The organism is Enterovibrio nigricans DSM 22720, assembly GCF_900167155.1.
Lineage (GTDB): Bacteria > Pseudomonadota > Gammaproteobacteria > Enterobacterales > Vibrionaceae > Enterovibrio > Enterovibrio nigricans.
The window spans coordinates 1-7,828 of record NZ_FUXU01000120.1 but is presented as its reverse complement, the minus strand read 5'-3'; the positions used below and the strand labels follow the sequence as shown (position 1 = coordinate 7,828).

9 protein-coding genes, 2 tRNA genes and 1 rRNA gene are annotated in these 7,828 nt (G+C 44.1%); 5 read left to right on the top strand and 7 right to left on the bottom strand.

What is annotated here, in order from left to right:
- Positions 1–12 precede the first annotated feature (12 nt).
- From rrf to B5D35_RS24425, 5 genes are all read left to right on the top strand, one after another.
- Positions 13–128: ribosomal RNA gene (rrf, locus tag B5D35_RS21700) — 5S ribosomal RNA — on the top strand.
- A 66-nt stretch (positions 129–194) separates the two neighbouring features.
- Positions 195–271: transfer RNA gene (locus B5D35_RS21695), tRNA-Asp, on the top strand.
- A gap of 546 nt (positions 272–817) precedes the next feature.
- On the top strand, positions 818–949 hold the full coding sequence (locus B5D35_RS25330) for a hypothetical protein (RefSeq protein ID WP_269809182.1): 132 nt from the start codon (positions 818–820) through the stop codon (positions 947–949).
- A gap of 85 nt (positions 950–1,034) precedes the next feature.
- Positions 1,035–1,111, top strand: a tRNA-Trp gene (locus B5D35_RS21690).
- Positions 1,112–1,241: 130 nt separating this feature from the next.
- Positions 1,242–1,379 (top strand): hypothetical protein, encoded by a 138-nt coding sequence (locus tag B5D35_RS24425; protein WP_170915246.1) that lies wholly within the window; start codon positions 1,242–1,244, stop codon positions 1,377–1,379.
- Positions 1,380–1,581: 202 nt separating this feature from the next.
- On the opposite strand, the gene B5D35_RS21685 is transcribed toward B5D35_RS24425, so the two are convergent.
- The 7 genes from B5D35_RS21685 to B5D35_RS24420 all read right to left on the bottom strand — a co-directional run.
- Entirely contained in the window at positions 1,582–2,025 is a 444-nt protein-coding gene (locus B5D35_RS21685; RefSeq protein WP_078754547.1) for a hypothetical protein, read from the bottom strand.
- Between the two features lie 100 nt (positions 2,026–2,125).
- Positions 2,126–3,961: an ATP-binding protein gene (locus tag B5D35_RS21680; protein WP_078754546.1), complete on the bottom strand. Its 1,836-nt coding sequence runs from the start codon at positions 3,959–3,961 to the stop codon at positions 2,126–2,128.
- Positions 3,962–3,964: 3 nt separating this feature from the next.
- On the bottom strand, positions 3,965–5,137 hold the full coding sequence (locus B5D35_RS21675; RefSeq protein ID WP_078754548.1) for an SIR2 family protein: 1,173 nt from the start codon (positions 5,135–5,137) through the stop codon (positions 3,965–3,967).
- Between the two features lie 672 nt (positions 5,138–5,809).
- Positions 5,810–6,463 (bottom strand): hypothetical protein, encoded by a 654-nt coding sequence (locus B5D35_RS21670; protein WP_078754545.1) that lies wholly within the window; start codon positions 6,461–6,463, stop codon positions 5,810–5,812.
- A complete protein-coding gene (locus B5D35_RS21665) occupies positions 6,447–6,995 on the bottom strand; it encodes a hypothetical protein (RefSeq protein WP_078754544.1) in 549 nt (182 codons plus the stop codon). Before B5D35_RS21665 ends, B5D35_RS21670 begins: the two co-directional genes overlap by 17 nt.
- Entirely contained in the window at positions 6,988–7,632 is a 645-nt protein-coding gene (locus tag B5D35_RS21660; RefSeq protein WP_139367830.1) for a hypothetical protein, read from the bottom strand. Before B5D35_RS21660 ends, B5D35_RS21665 begins: the two co-directional genes overlap by 8 nt.
- On the bottom strand, positions 7,610–7,828 hold a 219-nt coding region (locus B5D35_RS24420; protein WP_170915245.1), incomplete at its 5' end, for a hypothetical protein. The genes B5D35_RS24420 and B5D35_RS21660, both read right to left, overlap by 23 nt.

Genomic DNA, 7,828 nt, shown 5'->3' with positions numbered 1-7,828 from the left:
ACAACAAATTTGCTTGGCGACCATAGCGTTATGGACCCACCTGACTCCATGCCGAACTCAGTAGTGAAACGTAACAGCGCCGATGGTAGTGTGGGGTCTCCCCATGTGAGAGTAGGACATCGCCAGGCTTCAAATTTAGATACGCGTATTGAACGACGAGTATCGGATAGACAGAATACTGTTTATCACCGTGTGGAGCGGTAGTTCAGTTGGTTAGAATACCGGCCTGTCACGCCGGGGGTCGCGGGTTCGAGTCCCGTCCGCTCCGCCATTTATTAAAGAAACCTCAGCAGAAATGCTGAGGTTTTTTGCTATCTGCGCCCTTGAAGTTGCCAGCACTGGCCGTGCGCCACTATGCGTCCTCGTTACGGCCCATTCGCTCTGTCATATATTAAGAAGCCTCGCTAGAAATAGCGGGGCTTTTTATCGTCGGCTATCACTCGCTTTCAGCTTGCGTCTCGATTCTGCGTCAGTCCAACATTTCAGCAATGTATACAAAGCCCTAACTGAAAGGCTGGGGCGATAGCATTTAAATTTTACTGTATCAACCATTTTTAAATTGTATTGAAATATGGATAAAGAGTTACTAATTTTGACGCGACGTAAATCACATATTCATTATATCTATGAATTATAAGTGTTTATGGTGTTATCATTGTGTGTGTTTTATTCGACAATGTGTTGTGGCAAGCTGAATGTAAATATATAGAGGTTAATGCTTTTGGTATTCTATTTGCGCCCTTCTCATTATTGGGATAAATCAGCAGATTTTGTCGCGTTACTATGAACATGTTTGATGACGTTTGGAGATCCTAGGATGGGAGATTTATCTGCTTTAATTCAGATGACACTACTTTGTACTGCTGTAGCGACCGCTGTCGCTGCTCCGGCTGTCATCGCCTTAATGGCGTTTAATAAATATAAGCAAAAACTTGCCGAAAAATCATAGTATTGTTCGATATCTGTCCAGTTGAACACTCTTAAGCATTATCTTCTAGCAATTTATCTAAATGTCGCTAGAATGGCGTTCTTATAGGGGTGTAGCTCCAATTGGCAGAGCAGCGGATTCCAAATCCGCGTGTTGGGAGTTCGAATCTCTCCACCCCTGCCACCTCATTCTGCATAACTATGCAAAAAGAAAGGCCGCTCGTTTGAGCGGCCTTTTCTGTTTTTAAATGTGATAAATATGGGTGTCGCTGTGTATGCGGCTAATTAGAGAACAACAGGAGCCACTGGATGCAATGTCAACGAACGTAGAGGAAAGAGAAGCTTTTCAGCGAGAGCAACGGCTCATTCGACGTTGGGATGTCATCATTGCCTTGTTGCTTGTATTTGATATCGGTCTTATCGCTTGGGATTGGATGTATTTGGCACAATAGAAAGCCGCTCTACTGGGCGGCTTTATTCTATCTGTGTTTTGATGTTCTAAGCCAAAAATGGACAAAAGTCTGTTAGACCTTATGCTCTAAATCATCCACTTCGGATTACTTCAGGTTGGGCAAGTGATGATGTCGTTTATCGAAAACGTGCTTGTTAAACACCCAAATAAAGTGTCGGCTGCGCGACACTTATTCATATTTGTTAGGTTAGCACTCTCCTCCAATCAATAAATTCAAATGTTTGCATAAAGATTCGCATATCAATGTATCGACGTGGAAGGTTTACCCTGCAATGCTCAATACAACCTAACAACATTGACTTTAGCTCGTCATTGTCTGCGCTAGGATTGAAGTTCTGTGTACAGAAACTATCTGAAGTCATCACAAACTGCTTCTTTCGAGTTTTAATTTTTCGCTTAGTATCCGTTTGCCAATATTCACAACGAATTTGTCTCTTTCCTGAAATGTAGAACCTTAAAAAGCCGACAACCTCATTGTACTGCCAATCTCCGCCAAATTCTTTACGGGCATATTCTGGAGACATTAAACCGTTTGACTCGATATACTCTCTAAGTCCACTGTTGTAGGTATCTTCATCTACCCTGTAAACAGGAAGATCAAATAACTCTTTATTTTTTAATACCATATGTTCCTAACTATCTTGTATAGCCTAACGCCGCGCCCTTTCTAAAACTAAGAGCGCAGCGAGTAGCAAATATGAGCAACTGGCTACTGTACATTTTCTGCTAGTTACACATCCTATTGGATATCTCTTCGAGTTGCTCTAAATCTAAGCGTTCACTAGCCCAACCTTGAGCAAATGGAATTGTACTAGATTTTGGTAATTGCTCATCGTTTAGGTCCCTAACTCTTATTCGAGACGGTAGCGCCGATCCTTCACCAACAAATATTGCTTCTTGCTGAGATAAAATAGGTAACGCTCCAACCATACCGGAAAGCCCATCGGGCAAGAACCGAGCAACATGCTGTTGATCCGCAGAATTTGTCAGTCTCAATACGACCCATGTGCCACATTGTGATATAACTGTACTGTCTACATCAGCTGGTCGTTGACTTACAAGCATTAAACCAATTCCGTATTTTCGACCCTCTCGAGCGATTCGCCTGATAGCCCCTTGTGCAGCTGCGTACTGTGCCTCACCGTGATCTGGTACATATCTATGGGCTTCTTCACATACAAGTAAAATAGGATCTTTCTCTTTTTCATCTTGAGTTTGAAACACTTTATATTGAAATAGTAATCTGGCAATTAACGCAGTTAGAGGACCTGCAACTTCGTTCGGTAAACCTGAGATATCGATAATTCTAATATCTTTCATTTCTTCTACAGGGGAACCAACAAATTGATTCAACACCTTATGTAGTTTTATTGGATCTTGTTCTCCCTGCCAACACTTCATCATAAATGAAAGTCGAGTATCTCTGCGAAGGACTTTCAATTTGTCTAAAACGGAAGGTATGGGAGAAGAGGCCAAGGCTGATGGAGTTTGTGTTTGATGGCTGCCATTATTCCACCTTCCTCCCTGAATGTATCGGATATGGTTCTCGAACTCATTGAGGCAAAAAGGTCTTGGTTTGTCGCGATCAAACTCTAATATATGTGATGGGTCTTTTCCTTCACAGAGGTCTGGGTCATCGAAACTCTCTAAGTGATCCAAAGCATTAGTGCCAAATTCACTTGGGCAAGCTTTAACAATGCCTGCAGCAACCATTCTTGCGTGGGCAAGTGCCTTTTGAACTACATTGTTTTGGCTTGTGGCGCTTCTTTCCGTTTTACCTATGATAAGGTTGGTAAACTCATCACTCGACATCAACCAATAAGGAAGTTTTATGCGTTCTTGTTCATCTTGACCTGCTGCAATATCATATGCTCTATACAACACAGCTCTTTCACTGAACGCTTGCCCATATTCTCCGTGGGGATCAATTACCACTATCTGCGGTGATAAATTCATCCCTTCATTTTTATGCTCTAGCACGCTATGAATTATTGCAGCTACAGTTCCTGACTTACCTGAGCCTGTTGAACCTAATACTGCACAATGCATCCCAAACATTTTGTTTATGTTAGCGCGGCAAGCAGTAGACTCTGATGCACTATAGACTGCAAAAGGAACCAATGGATCTATTTTTTCCCCTCTATCCCCTTCCGCTGAGCGATAGACACACGAAATCTCCTCGTTCGTTAATAAAAAAACCCCCTGCTGAGGTAGGGGATATGTCTTTATGCCACGTTTAAAGTTCAATTTTCCGTGGGAGTTATTCCAACTACCTTCAGCCAGTAGTTGTACCTCCATTAACCTTTGATCTGAATCGGTATTTACAGGAATTCCTGCCTCTAACAATTCTTCGGAACGCATTCTAAGCATTGTAACTAAACCAAAAATAACTTTCCGACCATAGTGGATCTTTACCATGCTCCCGATCTGACCTATGGGGTAAACTCTACCGTTGAAAGTTTTGGTTAACTCTGAAACCTTATCAGATATTTCAACTTTTATATTCGTTCCAGATACTTCAACAACTTGTCCTACTCTTAATTCTTCAGTTGGTACAAACATACTCTATGCCTCACATCCGTTTTTTAACACTGATGTGACACCCTTGAATGTCCACCAATAATCTTCGCCATCTATTCTTTCAAATGGACCTTTTTCGCCAACATAAATCCCATGAAGTGAGGCAATAATAACTCTTTGGCCAAACCTAGAACTGCGCCAATTCTCTAAACATCTTGGAATTTCTTTCCGGCACTCAAGAAAAGCGACTAACACAGTTTTGTTATCTTCCTTGGACATTGCAAATTCAATTTCGTTATTTATATGATCATCACCAAAGCTATAACCACAGACGGCTAAAACATTACTATTTTGAGAGTTAAGAGACTTACGGAATAGATCAAACTGTGCAGAAAATGGGTCTTGCTGAGTCGCAATGTATTTTGTTGCTTGTGGATAAATAAGGACTCTGCGGTCAACTTTTGGATAGAGGTCATTGTCTCTAACTCTCCAAACATATCCTTTATCACATAGATACCAGTCGATAGAACCATGCATTTTAATTAAGTTTGCACGTTGACCACTAATAGGTACTGGCTCTCCATATCTTTGAGTTCTATAAGCTAGTGCGCCACCAGAAAACCCATCCCAGTATGGTATTTTGTTAAGGGCAAGAGCATCCTCTAATAATGTGTCATAGTTAGTAGTAAAAATATTTACGGACTTTCTACGTTCATAGATACCAGCACCTGCGTGATTAAATAAAGCATCAATAAAATCTAGATGAGAGTCAATTTCTACTATTGGTTTAGATAACGTACCTTCTTGATCCTGTTCTCCATTCTTGCCTTCAACGTAACCAGACCTGATTACATTTGATATCGAATCAAGAATTAAGCCATGCGCTTTAATAAGTTCATCTAACACGATGTCAGTTTTATTGATATTGACCTTTTTGTCTTTGCTCCTCTCAGCCAAAGCTGCATAGTCACCTAAATGGCTGAGAATATGCTCGATATGACAGTCTGCCGAAAGCTCAGTGAAAAGAGGAGAAACAATCTTGTCGTAAATTTCCCTGCTACCAGCTTTTAGATCCTTTTTAACCTTGTTAGTCAACGGATACATCAGTGGCAATTTGGCATCGAAGCTAATTCCAGCACCCAGCAGCCAACTAAGCTCACTACACTTCAAATGACCTTCTATTTGGATGAATAAATCATCATCAATCAAATCTTTCACTTCCTTCCACCCATAAAATACTGAATAAATACAGTGCATTAGGCTAATGTCATTCATGCTCAGATGGAATATTTCTATACCCCCCCTTCGCACACTTAACTACTGCCCAACTTATCCGGCATGAAAGTACCACAAAGGACATATAGGAAGGCTTGATTTTGATCTCATCACGGATGAAGTTAATTGATTTGTGTTCAGAAAGTGGTGGACGTGTGTTCTTGATCAATCAATGAAGGAACTAAGATTAGTTTTGGTAAGTTGAAATTCACCTTTTCGAACCCTAGCGGGAGATTTTCGAAGCACGTTTTGGGGCATAAATGTGCCAGCGATGATTAATTGAAGTGTTAGGCTGCGCTTGATGCGTTTAAACCTATAGGTCTGATACCCCTAGAACCGCGGTTTGAAACGGGTGTCGAGGAGGTTAAGCGTGTGTTGGACGAGTGCTTGGCGCATGTAAATCTATAGGTCTGATACCCCATGAATCGCGGCTTGAAACGGGTATCGAGAGCGTTAAGGTGCGTTAGACGAGCGTTTGGCGCGTTTAAACCTATAGGTCTGATACCCCTAGAACTGCGGTTTGAAACGGGTATCGAAGGCGTTAGGCGTGGGGTAAACGGTCGAGACCTATAGGCTTGTGTAAACCTATAGGTCTCATTGAGGTAAATATCGGGGTTAATCTGGTAAGGCGATTTTGCCGTACTGAGGGGCTGCGCCTTTCTCTTTGAGGTAATATTCCAAATCCTGTAAACGGTCAATGTCTTCTATAGGCACATCAATTTCTGCACTCCAGTAACGACAATCTGCTTTCGCGTCTTGTTTGCCTATCCACTTAAACTGGGATTGCCTGACCACGGTCTTAGGGACTTCTTGCGGACGTTGGAACAAGGCATACATGACCAACCCAAACTGTCGCCCACCGTTCCAAAGCTCGGCAACGGGTTTACTGAGTGTCTGGGGGCTGACGATGGAGCCAATCAACTCTTCAATGACCACATGCAGCTCTTTGTTCCCGTCAGCCAGCGCCCAAACGATACGGGCAAACAGTGTTAGCTCTTTTCCCCCATAGGTACGACACAAGGACACCACAAAGCTTTTCTTTTGCTTCATGGCCTTCTCTAAGGCAAACGCGAAGTGTTTCAGGGAGTAAGTTTTAATGACGGTTTTTTTGCCTAATTGGGTATAGGCATCATAGGGGTCATAAAGCGCGATACGTCGCGCTTTGTTCAGTTGGGGCAGTTGATGCACGGCGGTGGTTTTCCCGCCGCCTGTGGTGGCAGAAAAAAGCATGTGCCGTGCTTTGAGTGACGGGTTACTGTTTATCGCCATGCTCTGCACTGTCCTTTGTCTGTTTGGTACGTCGGGAAGGCTTGCTGTTAACGGTTGGCGTATCACTGTCCCGTTGCTCAGGGTTTGGCTGTGTTTGTGCTTTGGCTTCTTTGATACATACCCAGACAGAGAACGCCAGAATCGACAAGGCAAAGACCGCTTGCGCTTCTTCCTTGTACCGCCCAAAGAGATTAACGACCGTCCCGTCGTACTTGTTAAAAAAGGGCGTGAAGTTGTCCACGATAAGGGTTTTACGCTCAGGTGAGAGGGTAAAGTCCTTGACCACAAAGCTTTTGAGGCTGACTTCAATCAGGTCAACAAGGCCGTTTGCGGCTAATTCTCCTTTATTGCCAGTGAGGGCGTGGGAAGAAGCATCATGGCGTTGCGAGTCTTTGTCTTTTGTGTCGTCACTCTCTTTAGGCTGACTAGGCTCAAGGGCTTCAATGTCAGCTAGGAGGTCATCACTGAAGGTGGTGTCATCTAAAGAGAAAGGGGGCGGCGTTGCCCCCTTTGTGGTGTGGGTCTCAGTCACGGTAGGTTTCCTCCTTGTCGTTAAGGTGGCGATACAGGCGATAGCCGCCGTAAGTCAGGGCGGCAAGGCCACCGATAACGAACAAGACAGTGACGGCGTTTCCTGTGCTGGTGTCTTCTCCCGCGTTGTTGCCTTCTTCGCCTTGCTTATCGTCCCCTTTCGTTACCTGTGTGTCTGTCGATGTGGTCGATGTGGTCGATGATGTTTTGTCAGACTCACCCACAACCGATTGTGTCGCGCTGTCTATGGTCACGGGCGGCAAGGGCATGATGTCGTGCTCAGTGAGTTCGGGGTCTAACACGTCTTTCAGTGCTTTCTCTTGCTCGTCATCCATGCCTTTTATTCGCGCGGCATACAAATCTGGGTTCTCCGTCCAGCGGTTCGCCGCAAGTTGCTCTTGCTCCTTACTGACATCCACCTCGTATTTCGCCGCATAGCTATCAAGGGTGGGCATATAGCGGCTGACAATGTAAGGCTTAATGTCATTGGTTTGCATCGTGACCTTGCAGGTGTCGCAGCTTAGGTAAGGGGTGAAGCGTCGCCGTCCTCCTTTGGGGAAGAGGACACCGCACGGCGTTTGACACTCAGGGCAAGGGACATAGCCTGTAATGGCCTTATTGGGCGGTACTCTCAGCATCACGCAGCTCCTGTTGTTTCTCCATGCTGGCAATGACGGTATCAATCACCTGACAGTGCGCCTGACTGACGAGCAAGAACTCGTTGAGGTGCGAGGGCAAGTCGGAGGGTAAACCGATAGCACGTAAATCTCGGGAGCTAATCAGTTTGGCGAGTGTCATTAAATCCAGATTCAGGCCGTCGTCTTTTTTGAGCGT